The sequence below is a fragment of the Thauera humireducens genome (assembly GCF_001051995.2).
Lineage (GTDB): Bacteria > Pseudomonadota > Gammaproteobacteria > Burkholderiales > Rhodocyclaceae > Thauera > Thauera humireducens.
This window is the reverse complement of sequence record NZ_CP014646.1, coordinates 1,683,290-1,698,715: the sequence shown is the minus strand read 5'-3', so window position 1 is coordinate 1,698,715 and position 15,426 is coordinate 1,683,290. Positions and strand designations below refer to the sequence as shown.

General features: G+C 67.3%; 15 protein-coding genes. 14 read left to right on the top strand and 1 reads right to left on the bottom strand.

Going from position 1 to position 15,426, the window contains the following annotated elements; translation table 11 throughout:
- The first annotated feature begins 44 nt into the window (after positions 1–44).
- From AC731_RS08075 to AC731_RS08040, 8 genes are all read left to right on the top strand, one after another.
- Positions 45–1,283, top strand: coding sequence for an acyl-CoA dehydrogenase family protein (locus tag AC731_RS08075; protein ID WP_237266623.1), 1,239 nt, complete (start codon positions 45–47; stop codon positions 1,281–1,283).
- 30 nt (positions 1,284–1,313) lie between these two features.
- Positions 1,314–2,357, top strand: a complete 1,044-nt coding sequence (locus AC731_RS08070; RefSeq protein ID WP_048704990.1) for a ferredoxin--NADP reductase — start codon at positions 1,314–1,316, stop codon at positions 2,355–2,357.
- Between the two features lie 284 nt (positions 2,358–2,641).
- Positions 2,642–3,409 (top strand): SDR family NAD(P)-dependent oxidoreductase, encoded by a 768-nt coding sequence (locus tag AC731_RS08065; RefSeq protein ID WP_048704987.1) that lies wholly within the window; start codon positions 2,642–2,644, stop codon positions 3,407–3,409.
- Positions 3,410–3,417: 8 nt separating this feature from the next.
- Positions 3,418–4,500 carry an alkene reductase gene (locus AC731_RS08060; protein WP_048704985.1) on the top strand — a complete coding sequence of 361 codons (1,083 nt, stop codon included), beginning with the start codon at positions 3,418–3,420 and terminating at the stop codon, positions 4,498–4,500.
- Complete coding sequence (locus AC731_RS08055) at positions 4,497–4,949, top strand: MaoC/PaaZ C-terminal domain-containing protein (protein WP_048704983.1); 453 nt, start codon at positions 4,497–4,499, stop codon at positions 4,947–4,949. Before AC731_RS08060 ends, AC731_RS08055 begins: the two co-directional genes overlap by 4 nt.
- Positions 4,950–4,988: 39 nt before the next feature.
- The gene (locus tag AC731_RS08050) at positions 4,989–5,738 is read left to right on the top strand and encodes an electron transfer flavoprotein subunit beta/FixA family protein (protein WP_048704981.1); all 750 of its coding nucleotides are present in this window, start codon (positions 4,989–4,991) and stop codon (positions 5,736–5,738) included.
- Between the two features lie 8 nt (positions 5,739–5,746).
- Entirely contained in the window at positions 5,747–6,691 is a 945-nt protein-coding gene (locus AC731_RS08045; RefSeq protein WP_004257046.1) for an electron transfer flavoprotein subunit alpha/FixB family protein, read from the top strand.
- Positions 6,692–6,739: 48 nt separating this feature from the next.
- Positions 6,740–7,879, top strand: coding sequence for a helix-turn-helix transcriptional regulator (locus AC731_RS08040; RefSeq protein ID WP_048704976.1), 1,140 nt, complete (start codon positions 6,740–6,742; stop codon positions 7,877–7,879).
- Positions 7,880–7,921: 42 nt separating this feature from the next.
- On the opposite strand, the gene AC731_RS08035 is transcribed toward AC731_RS08040, so the two are convergent.
- A complete protein-coding gene (locus tag AC731_RS08035) occupies positions 7,922–8,812 on the bottom strand; it encodes a cache domain-containing protein (protein WP_048704974.1) in 891 nt (296 codons plus the stop codon).
- 149 nt (positions 8,813–8,961) lie between these two features.
- Between AC731_RS08035 and AC731_RS08030 the strand changes: the two genes are divergently transcribed.
- The 6 genes from AC731_RS08030 (at position 8,962) to AC731_RS08005 (ending at position 15,345) form a co-directional block, all read left to right on the top strand.
- Positions 8,962–9,729 carry an SDR family oxidoreductase gene (locus AC731_RS08030; protein WP_048704971.1) on the top strand — a complete coding sequence of 256 codons (768 nt, stop codon included), beginning with the start codon at positions 8,962–8,964 and terminating at the stop codon, positions 9,727–9,729.
- A 129-nt stretch (positions 9,730–9,858) separates the two neighbouring features.
- Positions 9,859–10,713: an SDR family NAD(P)-dependent oxidoreductase gene (locus AC731_RS08025; RefSeq protein ID WP_048704968.1), complete on the top strand. Its 855-nt coding sequence runs from the start codon at positions 9,859–9,861 to the stop codon at positions 10,711–10,713.
- Between the two features lie 37 nt (positions 10,714–10,750).
- Entirely contained in the window at positions 10,751–12,388 is a 1,638-nt protein-coding gene (locus AC731_RS08020) for an electron transfer flavoprotein-ubiquinone oxidoreductase (protein WP_004260698.1), read from the top strand.
- A 137-nt stretch (positions 12,389–12,525) separates the two neighbouring features.
- The gene (locus tag AC731_RS08015) at positions 12,526–13,650 is read left to right on the top strand and encodes an NAD(P) transhydrogenase subunit alpha (RefSeq protein WP_048704966.1); all 1,125 of its coding nucleotides are present in this window, start codon (positions 12,526–12,528) and stop codon (positions 13,648–13,650) included.
- Positions 13,651–13,662: 12 nt separating this feature from the next.
- Entirely contained in the window at positions 13,663–13,965 is a 303-nt protein-coding gene (locus AC731_RS08010; protein ID WP_004259024.1) for an NAD(P) transhydrogenase subunit alpha part 2, read from the top strand.
- On the top strand, positions 13,966–15,345 hold the full coding sequence (locus AC731_RS08005; protein ID WP_062450080.1) for an NAD(P)(+) transhydrogenase (Re/Si-specific) subunit beta: 1,380 nt from the start codon (positions 13,966–13,968) through the stop codon (positions 15,343–15,345). It abuts the gene before it with no gap.
- Positions 15,346–15,426: the final 81 nt, after the last annotated feature.

Here is a 15,426-nt window from a genome sequence, read left to right as displayed (position 1 = left end):
ATCGCAGTAGGGGTATCACCCGAAAAACGCCTTGGTTGGCGATCATGGAGGACATGGAGATGGGCGCGATGGACAAGGATCAGGTTCTCGGCATTCTGGCCGAAGATTACATGACGCCGGAGGCGGTCGAGCTGGTGGCGCGGGCCAAGGCGATGGCTCCGCGGCTGGCCGAGCGTGCTCGCGAAGCCGAGGCGGCGGGGATGGTGCCGGTCGAGACCGTGCAGGAGATGAAGGAGGCGGGGCTGTTCCGCGTGCTTCAGCCCAAGCGCTTCGGTGGCTATGAGCTGGACCCGCGCGTGTTCTACCGTGTGCAGATGGCGCTGGCCGAAGGCTGCATGTCGACGGCCTGGATCTACGGCGTGATCGGGGTGCATAACTGGCAGCTGCCGCTGTTCCCCGAGCAGGCGCAGCAGGACGTGTGGGCGAAGGATACGGGGGTGCTGATCGCCTCGACCTACATGCCCACCGGCAAGGCCGAGGCTGTCGAGGGCGGCTACCGCTTCTCCGGGCGCTGGGGCTTCTCGAGCGGCGTCGAGCACTGCGAGTGGATCTTCCTTGGCGGCCTGCTGCCGAAGAAGGACGGTTCCGGTGCGCTCGAGCACGCCACCTTCCTGCTGCCGAAGTCGGACTTCCGCGTCGAGAAGAACTGGGACGTGCTCGGCCTGCGCGCCACCGGTAGCCACGACATCGTAGTCGACGGCTGCTTCGTGCCCGAGCATCGCACGCACCGCACCAACGACCACAGCGATGCCGGTTGTCCCGGCCGCCAGACCAATCCGGGCTGGGTCTACAAGATTCCCTTCACCCAGGTGTTCCAGCGTGCGGTGTCGTCGGCCTGCATCGGTGCGCTCGATGGTGCCATCGCCCACTTCCGCGAACGTGCCGCGGCGCACGTCGGCAAGCACGGCGCGAAGACGGCCGAGGACGTGAATGCGCAGCAGGCGGTTTCCGAGGCGATGATGACGACCGACCAGCTCAAGCTGGTGCTGTTCCGCAACTACGCCCGCATCGTCGAGTGCGCACGGACCGGCGAGCGCATGCCGGTGGAGGAGCGCCTGATGCAGCGCGCCCAGGCTTCGCAGGTGCCCAAGCAGTGCGCAACCGCGGCGAGCGAGCTGATGCGTGCCTGCGCGGCGTCCGGCACCTACAAGAGCAATCCGATCGAGCGTGTGTTCCGCGACATTCATCAGGCGCGCGGCCACATTGCCAACAACACCGACACCTATGCGCGTGCGCATGGTGCGGTCATGCTCGGCATGCCCAACGCCGATCCTTACATCTGATCGCACGATCGGCAGGGAGTACGACGCACGATGACCGCCCAGCGCTATCACGCCCTCAAGGTGAGGGCGGTGACTGAGGAAACGCACGACGCGAAGTCGGTCGTGTTCGAGGTGCCGCCCGAGCTGGCCGAGACCTTCAGGTACCGGCCCGGCCAGTTCCTGACCCTGCGCCTGCCTGTGCTGGGTCGGCATCTGCCGCGCTGTTACTCGATGTCGAGCGCGCCGACGCTGGACGAGACCTTGCGCGTGACGGTCAAGCGCGTGCAGGGCGGGCGCGGCTCGAACTGGGTGTGCGACCAGGTCCGACTGGGCGAGGTGCTCGAGGTGATGGCGCCGGCGGGTGTGTTTACGCCGGCCTCGTTGCAGGGTGACTTCCTCTTGTGCGCCGGCGGCAGCGGCATCACGCCGGTGTTTTCCATCCTGCGCTCGGCGCTCGCGCACGGGCAGGGCCGCATCTGCCTGCTGTATGCGAACCGTGACGAGCGTTCGGTGATCTTCCGCGACGAGCTGAATGCGCTCGCGGCGGCGCATCCGGCCCGTCTTCAAGTCATTCACTGGCTCGATTCGGTGCAGGGTGTGCCGTCGGTGGCGCAGCTCGCCGAGCTGGCTCGGCCGTGGAAGGCGGCGGAAGCCTTCATCTGCGGCCCGGGCCTGTTCATGGATGCGATGGTTTCGGCGCTGGACAAGGCCGGCATGGCAGCCGAGCGCGTGCATGTCGAACGCTTCGTGTCGCTGCCGGACGAGGAAGACGTCGCCGCCATCAACGCCGCCGCACCCGCGCCTGAGACGACGGTCGAGCGCGCCGAGGTGGAGATCGAACTCGATGGCGAGGTGTACACCTTGCAGGTCGCCGGCACCGAAACCTTGCTTGACGCCGCGCTCAAGGCCGGCATCAACGCGCCCCATTCCTGCCAGGCCGGCATGTGCGCATCCTGCATGTGCCAGGTGGTCGAGGGCGAGGTGCACCTGCGCCACAACGAGGTGCTCGATGCCAAGGACCTGGCCAAGCGCTGGACGCTGAGCTGCCAGGCGCTGCCCACCACCGGGCGCGTCAAGGTGCGCTTCCCCGGCTGAGTTCGAGGCTCCGGCGGCTTCAATCGCACACGACGGACGGCGGGCTTTCTTGCCCGCCATTCGTCGTGTGCCGGTGTCCGTCGCAAAGGGCGGGGTCCCGGCCGATGCTCGTCCATTGTCGCTAGTCCCATCGGACGATGGCGCAGCAGGCCCGTTTTTCTACCCTCTACCCACATCCCAAGTGCCTGCAGGCAGGGGTTCGGTCGATTGTGGCCGGACTGCCGGCAGGCTGATCGAAACAACACGCTGCGCGTTGGGTGGCAGCGGCCGTAAGGAGACAGGACATGGCAGGTCGTATGCAAGGCAAGGTGGCGTTCGTGACGGGTGGCGGCAGCGGGATTGGCGCGGCGACCGCGCAGCGGCTGGCGCAGGAAGGCGCGACCGTGGTGGTGTGCGGCCGGCGGCGCGAACCGCTGGACGAGGTCGTCGCGGGCATCGTCGCGGCCGGCGGCAAGGCCGAGGCGGTGGTGGCGGACGTCAGCGACGAGGCGGGCTTCACCGCGGCGCTCGAGGCCGCGGCGCAGCGTCATGGGCGGCTGGACGTGCTGGTGAACAACGCCATGGCCTACACCTGGGGCAGCATCGAGGAGATGAGCACCGCCGACTGGCGTGCCAACTTCGCCACTTCGGTGGATGGCACCTTCTGGGGTACGCGCACCGCGATGCGGCTGATGAAGGGCAAGGGCGGCGCGATCGTCAACGTGTCCTCGATCTGCGGTCAGCTCGGCACGCCGTGGATGTCCGGTTACTCGGCGGCCAAGGCGGCCATCGACAACTTTTCGCGCGCGGCCGCGGCCGAAGGGGCGCCGCATGGCATCCGCGTCAATGTGGTGATCCCGGCGGTGGTGGAAACCCCGGCGACCGCCGGCATGCTGGCCGACGAGGCCTCGCGCCGGAACACCGAAAAGCTGATTCCGATGGGCCGGGTGGGCCAGCCGGAGGAACTCGCCAACGCGATCCTGTTCCTCGCCAGCGACGAGGCGTCCTACATCACCGGCGCCAGCCTGCCGGTCGATGGCGGTCGGTCGTCGGTGCTGGTCACGGCCCTGTGAGTACCGTCATGGCAGCGCTTCCCCATCTTTTCAGCCCCGTGCAGCTGGGCGAATTCAGCCTCGCCAACCGCATCGTGATGGCGCCGATGACACGCAACCGTGCGGATGCGCAGGGCGTACCGGGTGCGTTGATGGTCGAGCACTACGCGCAGCGCGCGGAAGCTGGCCTGATCGTTGCCGAAGGCACGTGGCCGAGCGCGGCCGGCCAGGCCTACTGCCGGCAGCCGGGTATCGCCACCGCGGCGCAGATCGCCGGCTGGCGCAAGGTGACCGATGCGGTGCATGCACGCGGCGGAAGCATCGTGCTGCAGATCATGCACGCCGGCCGAATCGGCAGTCATCACATCAAGGGCGAAGGCGTCGACACCGTTGCGCCGTCGGCGATCCGCGCTGCGGGCGAGGTCTTCACCGACAGCGCCGGCATGCAACCCTACGACACGCCGCGCGCGCTCACCACCGACGAGGTGCGGGCCGTGGTGGCCGAGCACGCACAGGCGGCGATCAATGCGCGCGAAGCCGGCTTCGATGGTGTCGAGCTGCACTGCACCAGTGGCTACCTGCCGATGCAGTTCATGTGTTCGGGCACGAACCAGCGCACCGACGGGTACGGCGGCAGTGTCGCCAATCGCGTGCGCTTTGCGGTCGAGTGCCTGCAGGCGATGGCCGCAGCGATCGGCGCCGGGCGCGTGGGCCTGCGTTTCCGCGTCGGCAACAGTTACAACGACATCCAGGACGAGGACACGGTCGCCACTCATGCCGAGCTGCTGCGGCAGGTGAGCGGCCTGGGGCTGGCCTATGCGCACGTGATGCGTGCCGAAGCGCCGGAGGTCGATGCGTTCGCGCTTGCCCGCGACGGCTTCGGCGGGGAGCTGATCCTGAACGACAGCTTCGACGGGATCTCGGCGGATGCAGCGATCGCGATGGGCCAGTGCGCCGCGGTGTCCTTCGCCCGCGACTTCATCGGCAACCCCGATCTGGTGCGCCGTTTGCGGGACGGCTTGCCGCTCGCCCGCTTCGATCGCAAGACCTTGTACACGCCGGGCGCCGCGGGCTACACCGATTACCCGGCCGCAGAGGGAGTGAGCGCATGATCTACTGGGAAGACGTGGTCCTCGACGAGCCGCGCGAATCATCCGAGCGCTATCTGCTCACCGTCGAGAACATCAAGGGCTTCGCGACCGAGTGGGACCCGTTCCCGCCGCACGTGGACGAAGCCGCGGCGGCGAAATCGCCGATCGGCCAGCTGTTCGCGGCCGGCGTGCACCTGCTGTCGGTGACGATTCGCCTCAGCCACACCATCTCGACCGATGAGACGGCCTCGATCGCCGGCCGCGGCTGGGACAATCTGCGTTTTCACCGGCCGGGTGTGGCGGGCGACGAGCTGCGCGCCCGCGTCACCCATGTCGAGCGAAGTCCTGGCAGCCGGCCCGAGCGCGGCGTGCTGGTTTCACGCTTCGAGCTGCTCAACCAGCGCGACGAGCGGGTGATCAGCTTCGATGCAAATGTCGTGATGCTGCGCCGCGAGCCGCTCACGGCCTGAGCCAGCATCCAGATTCCGAAAATTCCCAAGGAGAACACCTTGAAGATTCTTGTCCCGGTGAAGCGGGTCGTCGATTACAACGTGAAGGTGCGGGTCAAGTCGGACCAGAGCGGGGTCGAACTGGCTGGCGTGAAGATGTCGATCAACCCCTTCGACGAGATTGCCGTCGAGGAAGCGGTGCGCCTGAAGGAGGCCGGCGTGGCCACCGAGGTGGTCGCGGTGAGCTGCGGCACGAGCGCCTGCCAGGAGACCCTGCGCAGTGCGCTGGCGATGGGTGCGGATCGCGCCATCCTGGTCGAGACCGATGCCGAACTGCAGCCGCTGGCCGTGGCCAAGCTGCTGAAGGCGGTGGCCGAGCGGGAGCAGCCGCAGATGGTGATCTGCGGCAAGCAGGCGATCGACGACGACGCCAACCAGACCGGCCAGATGCTGGCCGCGCTGATGGGTTGGCCGCAGGCGACCTTCGCATCGAAGGTGGTGGTGGGCGACGGTGTGCTTGCGGTGACGCGCGAGATCGACGGTGGCCTGGAGACGGTCGAGCTGAAGCTGCCGGCGGTGGTCACCGCCGACCTGCGGCTGAACGAACCGCGCTATGCGACCCTGCCCAACATCATGAAGGCGAAGAAGAAGCCGCTGGACGTGGTGCAGGTTGCCGAACTGGGCGCCGACATCGCGCCGCGCCTGCGCAACGTGCGCCATGCCGAACCGGCGGCGCGCAAGGGCGGCATCAAGGTGGCCGACGTGGCCGAGCTGGTGAACAAGCTTCGCAACGAAGCGAAGGTGATCTGAGGCGGACGATGAAGACACTGGTCATTGCAGAACACGATAACGGTCGCCTGGCGACGGCGAGCCTGAATGCCGTGACGGCCGCGACGCGGTTTGGCGGCGAGATCGACGTACTGGTCGCCGGGTCGGCATGCGATGCGGCTGTGGCGCAGGCGCAGGGGATTGCCGGCGTGGCGCGCGTGCTGAAGGTCGACGCGGGTCATTATGCGGAGCCGCTGGCGGAGAATCTGGCGGTGCTGGTGCAGCGGGTGGCGGGTGAGGGCGGCTATCGTGCCGTGCTTGTCGGGGCGACCAGTTTCGGGAAGAATCTGGCACCCCGCGTGGCGGCCCTGCTGGACGTGGCCGCGGTGTCGGATGTCGTCGCAATCACGGCACCGGGACGTTACGAGCGCCCGATCTATGCAGGCAACGTCATGGTGGCGGTCGAGTCGGACCAGGCGGTGGACGTGCTGACGGTGCGTACGACGGCCTTCGATGCCGCTGCTGCGGGCGGTGGGGCGGCGGTGGAGTCGCTGGCGGCAGGTCCCGACCTGGCGCTGTCGCGCGTGCTCGGCCGCGAGCTGAGCAAGTCGGAACGACCGGAACTCGGCGCAGCGGCCATCGTCGTATCCGGAGGTCGCGGCATAGGTAGCGGTGAGAACTACCAGCGCCTGCTAGAGCCGCTTGCCGACACCCTGGGTGCAGCGCTGGGCGCCTCGCGTGCCGCGGTCGATGCCGGGTTCGTGCCCAACGACTACCAGGTGGGCCAGACGGGCAAGATCGTTGCCCCCGGCCTGTATGTGGCGGTCGGCATCTCGGGCGCCATCCAGCACCTTGCCGGGATGAAGGACTCCAAGGTGATCGTGGCCATCAACAAAGACCCTGACGCGCCCATCTTCCAGGTGGCCGACTACGGCCTGGTCGCCGATTTGTTTGAAGCCGTGCCGGAACTGACGGGGAGTCTTTCGGGGACTTGAGGAGACGGGCCGCCTGGTCCGCCGGAATCGAATTGAGGGGGAAAGGCATTGAACAAGATTGAACTGGAACTCGATCAATACGACCGCATCGTATCGGCGCTTTACGACGCCTCCCTCGACAGTCGGCGTTGGGCCGAGGCGCTCGAGATGTTTCGTGTCCTGTTCCAGGCCAACTACGTCACCCTGATCCTCCGCAGTCCCGATGAAAGCAACCTGGGCATGATGATTGCCGTGGGCGTGGAAGGGGGCGACAAGGTCACCTACCTGCCCTACGGCCATTCGATGACGCCCTTCGTCAATCAGTCGGTGGACAAGGTCTTTACCGTCGAGGACCTGATGACGGAGGCGGAATGGCGACGCATGCCCTATTACCTGCACTGGTGTGCACCGGTCGATGTGTTTCACGTGATGGGTGCGGACATCGCCACGCCGGACTCGGGCAAGTTGCGCTTCCGCATCACCCGTGCGGAAACGGCGCCGAAGTTCAGCGCATTGGACCGTGCGCGCTGCGAGGCCTTGCTGCCGCATCTGCGCCGGGCGCTGCATATCCACAATCTGCTCGACCGCAGCGAGTCCCTGGGCACCCTTTATTCACAGGCGATCGGCCGCTTGTCCGTCGGCACCATCGTGCTCGACGACAGCGGCAAGGTGCTCGAGCAGAACCTCATCGCGCGGGAGATCCTGTCCGCCAACGATGGGTTGAAGCTGGTCGGGGGAAGGCTCGAGGCGTCCTACCCGAGCGACAATCGCGAACTGCAGCAGTTGATCCGCGGTGCTTTCGCACGGCATTCCGGTGACCCGCTTGCGGTCGCCTCGGCAATGTCCGTGTCGAGACCGTCCGGCCTGGTCAGCCTTGGTGTCGTCGTGGAGCCGGTTCCCTCGCAGGAGTGGGCCGAAGGTAAGGGACAGCCGGCGGCCGTGGTGTATATCCGCGATGCGGCCGGCAAGTCCCTCGCCAGCACCGCTGCGGCGAAACAGCTGTTCAATCTGACGCCGGCCGAAACCGCATTGGCGATGGAGCTGGCCAACGGCCTGTCCCTGGAAGAGGCGGCAGAGGCGCTCAACATCCGGCGCAACACGGCGCGCGCGCATCTGCGCTCCATCTTCTCGAAGACCGGCGTCCGGCGTCAGACCGAACTGGTTCGGATCATGCTGAACAGCGTGGCCGCCTTGAGCCGGAACAACTGAGGTCTTGCGCCCCGCAGCGCGATGCGCCGCGGGGCATGGCGCTTACTGAGCGGGGCCGACGTAGGCGCCTGCGCCGACGAGGTAGTTCCCCACGCGGACGATGTAGCTCCGCTTGTTCTCGTTCTTGAGCGTCAGCGGGTTGCGGAAGGTGTAGCTGACCTCGCCCTCGCCACGCTGCTTCGCCACTTCGATCATTTCCAGCAGGAAGTGCTTGCCATTCGCGTCGGTGAGGTCTGCGGCCTTGCGCCCGACCTGGCGCGGCTGGCCCCCATGCGCTCGCACGATGCCGTCGTCGAGGCCGATCACGAACACGTACAGATCGTCCTGAATGAAGCCGCCGTTCAGGTTGTTGAATCGGCTGATCGCCGTCTCGCCACTCACATTCAGCTCATGCACGGCGCGCCACACGAGGGACTTCGCAAGTTCGAAGCTCGCATAGGGGGCGTAGTAGCCGACGACGAGAATCCTGTCTCCGACCCGGCGATAGGTCGCGATCTTCGGCTCGTTGCGACCGCGGATCGGGTTGTTCCAGCGGTACTCGACGCGTCCTGCAGGCTGCGCCTTTGCGCCGTTCAGGATCTCGCGGATGAAGTGACGGCCTTGCGAGTCGGTCAGGTCGGTCACATTCCGTCCGATCAGGGTCGTCGAGCTTCCACCGCTGGCGAGGAAGTTGCCATCGACATCGATCACGTAGACGTAGAGTTCGCCATCGACGAATTCACCCGCCCGGCTGAAACCGGCCATCGCCTGGTCGCCCTTCTCGCGCAGGAAGCTTTCCGCGCGGTCCAGCAGGGCCTGTGTCCGCGCGGCGTCCGCGCTGGCCCTGGTGGCGATGGCACCTGCGGGCGCTGTGGTGTCCGCGGCCTGGCTGGAACTGGTCAGTACTGCTCCGCCAAGTAGCATGGCGAGGACGAGGGTCTTCAACGAGGGCATGGCGAGCGCTCCAATGGGCGTGGCAATGCAGGATTCTAGGCCGAATGCCCAGCCGGGCGTTTAGTCCGCCCGGACGATGCGAGTCGAAGGATGGGCTGGCGATACTGGCGAACGATCAATTGGCCCCTCGGGCATCCAAGGAGTTGTTCATGACCGTCACCGTCGTCACAGGCTCCGCGTCCGGTATTGGCGCAGCCGTCTGCAAGCAGCTCGCGAAAGCAGGGCATCGTGTCATCGGCATCGACCGCCAGAATGCCGACATCGTGGCGGACCTGTCTACGGCTGCCGGTCGCAAGGCTGCGGTCGAGGCGGCGCTGGCCGCATGCGACGGCGTACTCGACGGGCTGGTGTGTTGTGCGGGACTCGGGCCGACTGCGCCATCGAGCAGCGTGATTGTCGGCGTCAATTACTTCGGCATGACGGAGCTGGTCGAAGGGCTCGAAGATGCGCTGGCGCGCGGCAGCAAGCCGGCGGTCGTTCTGATCGGCTCGGTCGCCTCCGTGCATCCCGGCATGGACAAGTTGCCGATGGTGTCCGCAATGCTCGCCGGTGACGAGGCCGGCGCCCTGGCGCAGGCCGACGCGATGGCGATGCCGCAGGCCGCGTATGCCGGCTCCAAGTACGCAGTGACGGTATTCGCGCGCCGAAAGGCCGTTCCGCTCGGCGCCAGAGGGATACGCATCAATGTGGTCGCGCCGGGTGCAGTCGAGACGCCCCTGCTCGATGCTTCGCGGGCCGATCCCCGCTACGGCGAGGCGATTCGCAACTTCGTCGCACCGATCGGACGCAACAGCGCTCCGGACGAGATCGCCAACGTCGTGTCCTTCCTGCAATCGGAGCAGGCCAGTTTCGTGCATGGCACGGTGGTCTTCGTGGACGGTGGCATGGACGGCATGAGTCGCAGCGATCGATTCTGAGATCTGCCGGTCGGCGCCAGTCACAGTGGAACCGGCCCTCGTGGCCGGTTTTTCATGGTCCGAACCGACGATGAAGCGGCGGGGGGCTGTCGCTAGACTGGCAGTCGCGCTTCTTGCTGGAGAGTTGGAATGAACAAGGTGGCATTCATCACCGGCGCGAGCCGGGGTATCGGGCGTGAAACGGCGCTCGCGTTTGCACGTGCAGGCTTCGATGTGGCGATCAGCGCACGGACGCTGGAGGCGGGTGAAACCCATGCGCACGCCCTCACGCACCCCGACGGGCGGCCGCTTGCGGGCAGTCTCGAGGAGACGGCGGCCGCGGTGCGTGCGCTTGGGCGCGAGGTGTTCGCGGTGCGCATGGACCTGCTCGACGAGTCATCGGTGCGCGCGGCGGCCGCTGCCGTGCTGGCGCACTTCGGCCGCGTCGATGTGCTGGTCAATAACGCGATCTATCAGGGCAGCGATCTCAATCTCCCCTTCATGTCTCTTGGACTCGACACCCTGCAACGGGTCTTCCAGGGCTATGTCGTCGCGCCGGTGGTCCTGACGCAGTGCTTGCTGCCCGCGATGCTGGAGCAGGGCGGGGCGACGGTGATCAACGTGACCTCGGGCGCGGGCGAGAGCGATCCTCCGGTTGCCGCCGGCAAGGGCGGATGGGGCTACGCCTACGGGGCCGGCAAGGCCGCCGTATCGCGGCTCTCCGGGGTGTTGCGGGCCGAGTTCGGCGACCAGGGCATCCGTGCCTACACGATCAATCCCGGCGTGGTCACGACCGAGGCACTGCACGCCACCATTGGCGACAAGGGGGTTCTGGCGATGCGCAAGGGCGTTGCGCCGCCCGAGGTGCCGGCGGCCGTCCTGTGCTGGCTTGCCACGGCAGACGCGGCGCCGGCTTTCCAGGGGCGCACCATCCAGGCCCAGCCGTTCGCGCTGGAGCAGGGCATCGTGCCGGACTGGCGCGAGCCAGCGAAGGCGAGCGCCTGAGCGGCGGTTTTCCATACGGAGTCTGGTTTTCATGAGCATCGAACGTGAATCGATGGAATTCGACGTGCTGATCGTCGGCGGCGGCCCTGCGGGGCTGTCGGCGGCGATCCGCTTGAAGCAGCTGGCCGCCGAGAAGGGTCAGGAGATCTCGGTGTGCCTGATCGAGAAGGCGGCCGAGATCGGCGCGCACATCCTGTCGGGCGCGGTGATGGACCCGCAGGCGCTCACCGAGCTGATCCCCGACTGGAAGGAACGGGGCGCCCCGCTCAAGACCGCGGTCACCGAGGACAAGGTGCTGTTCCTGACCGAGACCGGCGCGCGCCAGGCCCCCAACGGGCTGCTGCCGGACTGCCTGGTGAACCACGGCAACTACATCGTGCGCCTGGGCAACGTGGTGAAGTGGCTGGGCGAGCAGGCCGAGGCGCTGGGCGTGGAGGTGTATCCGGGCTTTGCCGGGGCCGAGATCCTGTTCGACGAGGCGGGCGCGGTGAAGGGCGTCGCCACCGGCGACATGGGGCTGAACCGTGACGGCACGCCGGGTCCGCACCACCAGCCGGGCATGGAGCTGCACGCCAAGTACACGCTGTTCGCCGAAGGCTGTCGCGGCCACCTGGGCAAGCAGCTCGAGGCCCGCTACACACTGCGCGAAGGTGCCGACCCGCAGACCTACGGCATCGGCATCAAGGAGCTGTGGGAAGTGAAGCCCGAGCACCATCGCCCGGGCCTGGTGGTGCACACGGCCGGCTGGCCGATGGACAACGCCACCTACGGCGGCGGCTTCGTCTATCACCTCGAGGACAACCTGGTGGCGGTGGGCTACGTGGTCGGGCTCAACTACAGCAACCCGCATCTGTCGCCCTTCGAGGAGATGCAGCGCTACAAGACCCACCCCGAGATCCGCAAGTATCTCGACGGCGGCAAGCGCCTGGCCTATGGCGCGCGCGCGATCGCCGCGGGCGGCCTGCAGAGCCTGCCGCGGCTGATCTTCCCGGGCGGCGGCCTGATCGGCGACGACGCCGGTTTCCTCAACGCCGCGCGCATCAAGGGCAGCCACGCCGCGATCAAGTCGGGCATGCTCGCGGCCGAGGCCGCGTTCGAAGCGCTCGCGCAGCAGCGCCAGCGCGACGCACTGACCGCCTACCCGGCGGCCTTCCGCGACTCCTGGCTGTACGCCGAGCTGCACAAGACGCGCAACTTCAAGCCCTACATGAAGAAGGGCCTGTACCTCGGCTCGCTGCTGTTCGGCATCGACCAGGTGCTGTTCAAGGGCAAGGTGCCCTGGACGCTGCGCAACACGGCCGACCACACCGCGCTCAAGCCCGCGGCCGAGTGCGCGAAGATCGACTACCCGAAGCCCGATGGCGTGCTGACCTTCGACCGGCTCTCGTCGGTGTTCCTGTCGAACACCAACCACGAGGAGGAGCAGCCCTGCCACCTGCAGTTGAAGGACGCGGGCACGCCGATCGCGATCAACCTCGCGCGCTACGACGCGCCCGAGCAACGCTACTGCCCGGCCGGGGTGTACGAGATCGTGCACGAAGAGGCCGGCCCGCGCCTGCAGATCAACGCGCAGAACTGCGTGCACTGCAAGACCTGCGACATCAAGGACCCGACGCAGAACATCAACTGGGTCGTCCCGCAGGGGGGCGAAGGGCCGATCTACCAGGGCATGTAGTCCTTGCCCCCCATGCCAACCCCTTTACGGAGGGGTGTCGATACAACGCTCAGGGGTTCTCTTCCCTCTCCTCCGCCCCTCGACGTGACACCCCTCCTTTCTCTTCCGCAAACTTACCTATCAGAGTGCTCAATGCCATGCCCCTGACCCTTGGTGTCATCAGCGAGACAGCGCCCGGCGAACGACGGCTGTCGGTCGTACCGGATGTCGTGAAGAAGTATCTGGGCCTGGGGGCCCGGGTGGTGTTGCAACAGGGCGCGGGAGTGCCGGCGCACTTTCCGGACGCGGTGTTTGCGGACGTGACGTTTGCCGCGAGCGCGGCCGAGGTGTGCGCGCAGTCGGACGTGGTGTTCTGCGTGCAACCGCCGACCGAGGACGTGATTGCGCAGCTGAAGCCGGGCAGCGTGCTGCTGGGCATGCTGCAGCCGTGGGCGAGCGCCGCGCGCGCGCGCCAGCTGGCCGAAGGCCAGATCACCGCGTTCGCGCTCGAACTCCTGCCGCGCATCTCGCGCGCGCAGAGCATGGATGCGCTGTCCTCGCAGGGCGCCGTGGCGGGCTACGAGTGCGCGCTGATCGCCGCCGACCATAGTCCGAAGTTCTTCCCGATGCTCACCTACGCCGCCGGCACGATCCGCCCGGCCAAGGTGCTGGTGATCGGCTGTGGCGTGGCGGGGTTGCAGACCATCGCCACCGCGCGGCGCATCGGCGCCATGGTCGAGGCCTACGACGTGCGGCCCGAGACGCGCGAGCAGGTCGAGTCGCTGGGCGCCAAGTTCGTCGACACCGGCGTGTCGGCGGCGGGCACGGGCGGCTACGCGCGCGAGCTCACCGAGGAAGAGAAGGCCAGGCAGGCCGAGCGCCTGGCCAAGGCCGTCGCGCAGTGCGATGCGCTCATCACCACCGCGGCGATTCCGGGCAAGCCCGCGCCGCGCATCATCACCGCCGAGATGGTGGCAAAGATGAAGCCGGGCGCGGTCGTCGTCGACATGGCGGCCGAGACCGGCGGCAACGTCGAAGGCACGGTGGCGGGCGAGAAGGTCTGGATCCACGACGTGCTCGTGATCGGGCCGGTCAACATCCCCAGCCGCATGCCGGTGCATGCGTCCGAGATGTACGCCAAGAACCTGTTCAACTTCATCTCGCCCTTCATCCAGGACGGCGCGCTCGCGCTCGACTGGGACGACGAGGTGATGGCCGGCGCCTGCCTCACGCACGCGGGCGAGGTGCGCCACGCCGGCGTCAAGCAGGTCCTGGGGCTGTAAGGGAGAACGATCATGGAAGGAATTGCAGCGCTGTATATCTTCATGCTGGCCGCGTTCACGGGATACGAAGTGATCTCGCGCGTGCCGGTGATCCTGCACACGCCGCTGATGTCGGGCTCGAACTTCGTGCACGGCGTGGTGCTGGTGGGGGCGATGGTGGTGCTCGGCCACGCCGACCCGGACGATCCGGTGCAGCTTCTCATCGGTTTCGTCGCGGTGTTCCTCGGTGCGGCCAACGCCGCGGGCGGCTACGTCGTCACCGAGCGCATGCTGGCGATGTTCAAGGGTGGCAACAAGAAGGAAGGGGGCGCATAAATGGTCAACGGATTCATTCAGGCGTCCTACTTTGCGGTCGCGGTGGTGTTCATCCTGGGGCTGAAGGCGATGAGCTCGCCGGTCACGGCGAGAAAGGGCATCGTGTGGGCGGGCTACGCGATGGTCGCGGCGACGGTGGTGACCTTCTTCACGCCCGAGCTGAACAACGTCGGGCTGATGGTGCTGGCCATCGTGTCGGGCGGGGCGGTGGCGTGGTGGAGCGGCAAGACGGTGAAGATGACCGACATGCCGCAGATGGTCGCCATCTACAACGGCATGGGCGGCGGGGCGGCGGCGGCGATCGCCGCGCTCGAGTTCGCCCGCGGCGAGGTGCATGGCCCGGTGGTGGCCACGCTGGCGGTGCTCGGTGCGCTGATCGGCTCGGTGGCCTTCTCCGGCTCGTGCATCGCCTACGCCAAGCTGCAGGGCATCATGAAGAACGCCTTCCGGCTGCCGCAGCAGAACCTGGTGAACGTCGCGCTCGCCGCGGTCACCGCGCTGCTGGGCCTGGCGATCATCGTGTCGGATGCGCCCGCGTCGGTGCTCATCGTGCTGTTCTTCGTGCTGGCGCTGGCGCTGGGGGTGGTGCTGACCAGCCCGATCGGCGGGGCCGACATGCCGGTGGTGATCTCGCTGCTGAACGCCTTCACCGGACTGGCGGTGGGCTTCGAGGGCTACGTGCTGGGCAACCCGGCGCTGATCGTGGCGGGCATCGTGGTGGGTGCCTCGGGCACGCTGCTCACGCAGCTGATGGCCAAGGCGATGAACCGGCCGATCTCCAACGTGATCTTCACGCCGCTGAGCGGCGCGGCCGCGGGCGGCGAAGGCGAGGCGATCGAAGGCACGATGAAGGAGTTCTCGGCGCTCGACGCCGCCTCGGTGATGCGCTACGCGAGCAAGGTCATCATCGTGCCGGGCTACGGCATGGCGGTGGCCGGAGCGCAGCACAAGGTGTGGGAGATGGCGCAGCTGCTCGAAGAGGGCGGCGTGGAGGTCGTCTTCGCGATCCACCCGGTGGCCGGGCGCATGCCGGGCCACATGAACGTGCTGCTGGCCGAGGCCGGGGTGCCCTACGACAAGATCTTCGATCTGGAGGAGATCAACGCCGACTTCCCGCAGGCGGACGTGGCGCTGGTGATCGGGGCGAACGACGTGGTCAATCCGGTGGCACGCACCGACAAGACCAGCCCGATCTACGGCATGCCGATCCTGAACGTGGACATGGCGCAGAACGTGATCGTCGTCAAGCGCGGCAAGGGCGCAGGCTACTCGGGCATCGAGAATGCGCTGTTCTACAAGGACAACTGCCGCATGCTCTACGGCAGTGCGCAGCAGGCCATCGGCGAGGTCATCACCCACGTCAAGGCGCTGGAAGCCTGAGCGGATGGCCGTTTCGACCCGGACAGTGCAGGCTGCCGCGCAGCCTGCCGGGCGAGCGCGCGAGATCCGCGGCACGCCCGG

Bases quoted from the DNA above. Each gene is read 5' to 3' on its own strand.
- AC731_RS08075 (WP_237266623.1), top strand. From the start codon at position 45: ATGGAGGACATGGAGATGGGCGCGATGGACAAGGATCAGGTTCTCGGC.
- AC731_RS08070 (WP_048704990.1), top strand. From the start codon at position 1,314: ATGACCGCCCAGCGCTATCACGCCCTCAAGGTGAGGGCGGTGACTGAG.
- AC731_RS08065 (WP_048704987.1), top strand. From the start codon at position 2,642: ATGGCAGGTCGTATGCAAGGCAAGGTGGCGTTCGTGACGGGTGGCGGC.
- AC731_RS08060 (WP_048704985.1), top strand. From the start codon at position 3,418: ATGGCAGCGCTTCCCCATCTTTTCAGCCCCGTGCAGCTGGGCGAATTC.
- AC731_RS08055 (WP_048704983.1), top strand. From the start codon at position 4,497: ATGATCTACTGGGAAGACGTGGTCCTCGACGAGCCGCGCGAATCATCC.
- AC731_RS08045 (WP_004257046.1), top strand. From the start codon at position 5,747: ATGAAGACACTGGTCATTGCAGAACACGATAACGGTCGCCTGGCGACG.
- AC731_RS08035 (WP_048704974.1), bottom strand. From the start codon at position 8,812: ATGCCCTCGTTGAAGACCCTCGTCCTCGCCATGCTACTTGGCGGAGCA.
- AC731_RS08030 (WP_048704971.1), top strand. From the start codon at position 8,962: ATGACCGTCACCGTCGTCACAGGCTCCGCGTCCGGTATTGGCGCAGCC.
- AC731_RS08025 (WP_048704968.1), top strand. From the start codon at position 9,859: ATGAACAAGGTGGCATTCATCACCGGCGCGAGCCGGGGTATCGGGCGT.
- AC731_RS08015 (WP_048704966.1), top strand. From the start codon at position 12,526: ATGCCCCTGACCCTTGGTGTCATCAGCGAGACAGCGCCCGGCGAACGA.
- AC731_RS08010 (WP_004259024.1), top strand. From the start codon at position 13,663: ATGGAAGGAATTGCAGCGCTGTATATCTTCATGCTGGCCGCGTTCACG.
- AC731_RS08005 (WP_062450080.1), top strand. From the start codon at position 13,966: ATGGTCAACGGATTCATTCAGGCGTCCTACTTTGCGGTCGCGGTGGTG.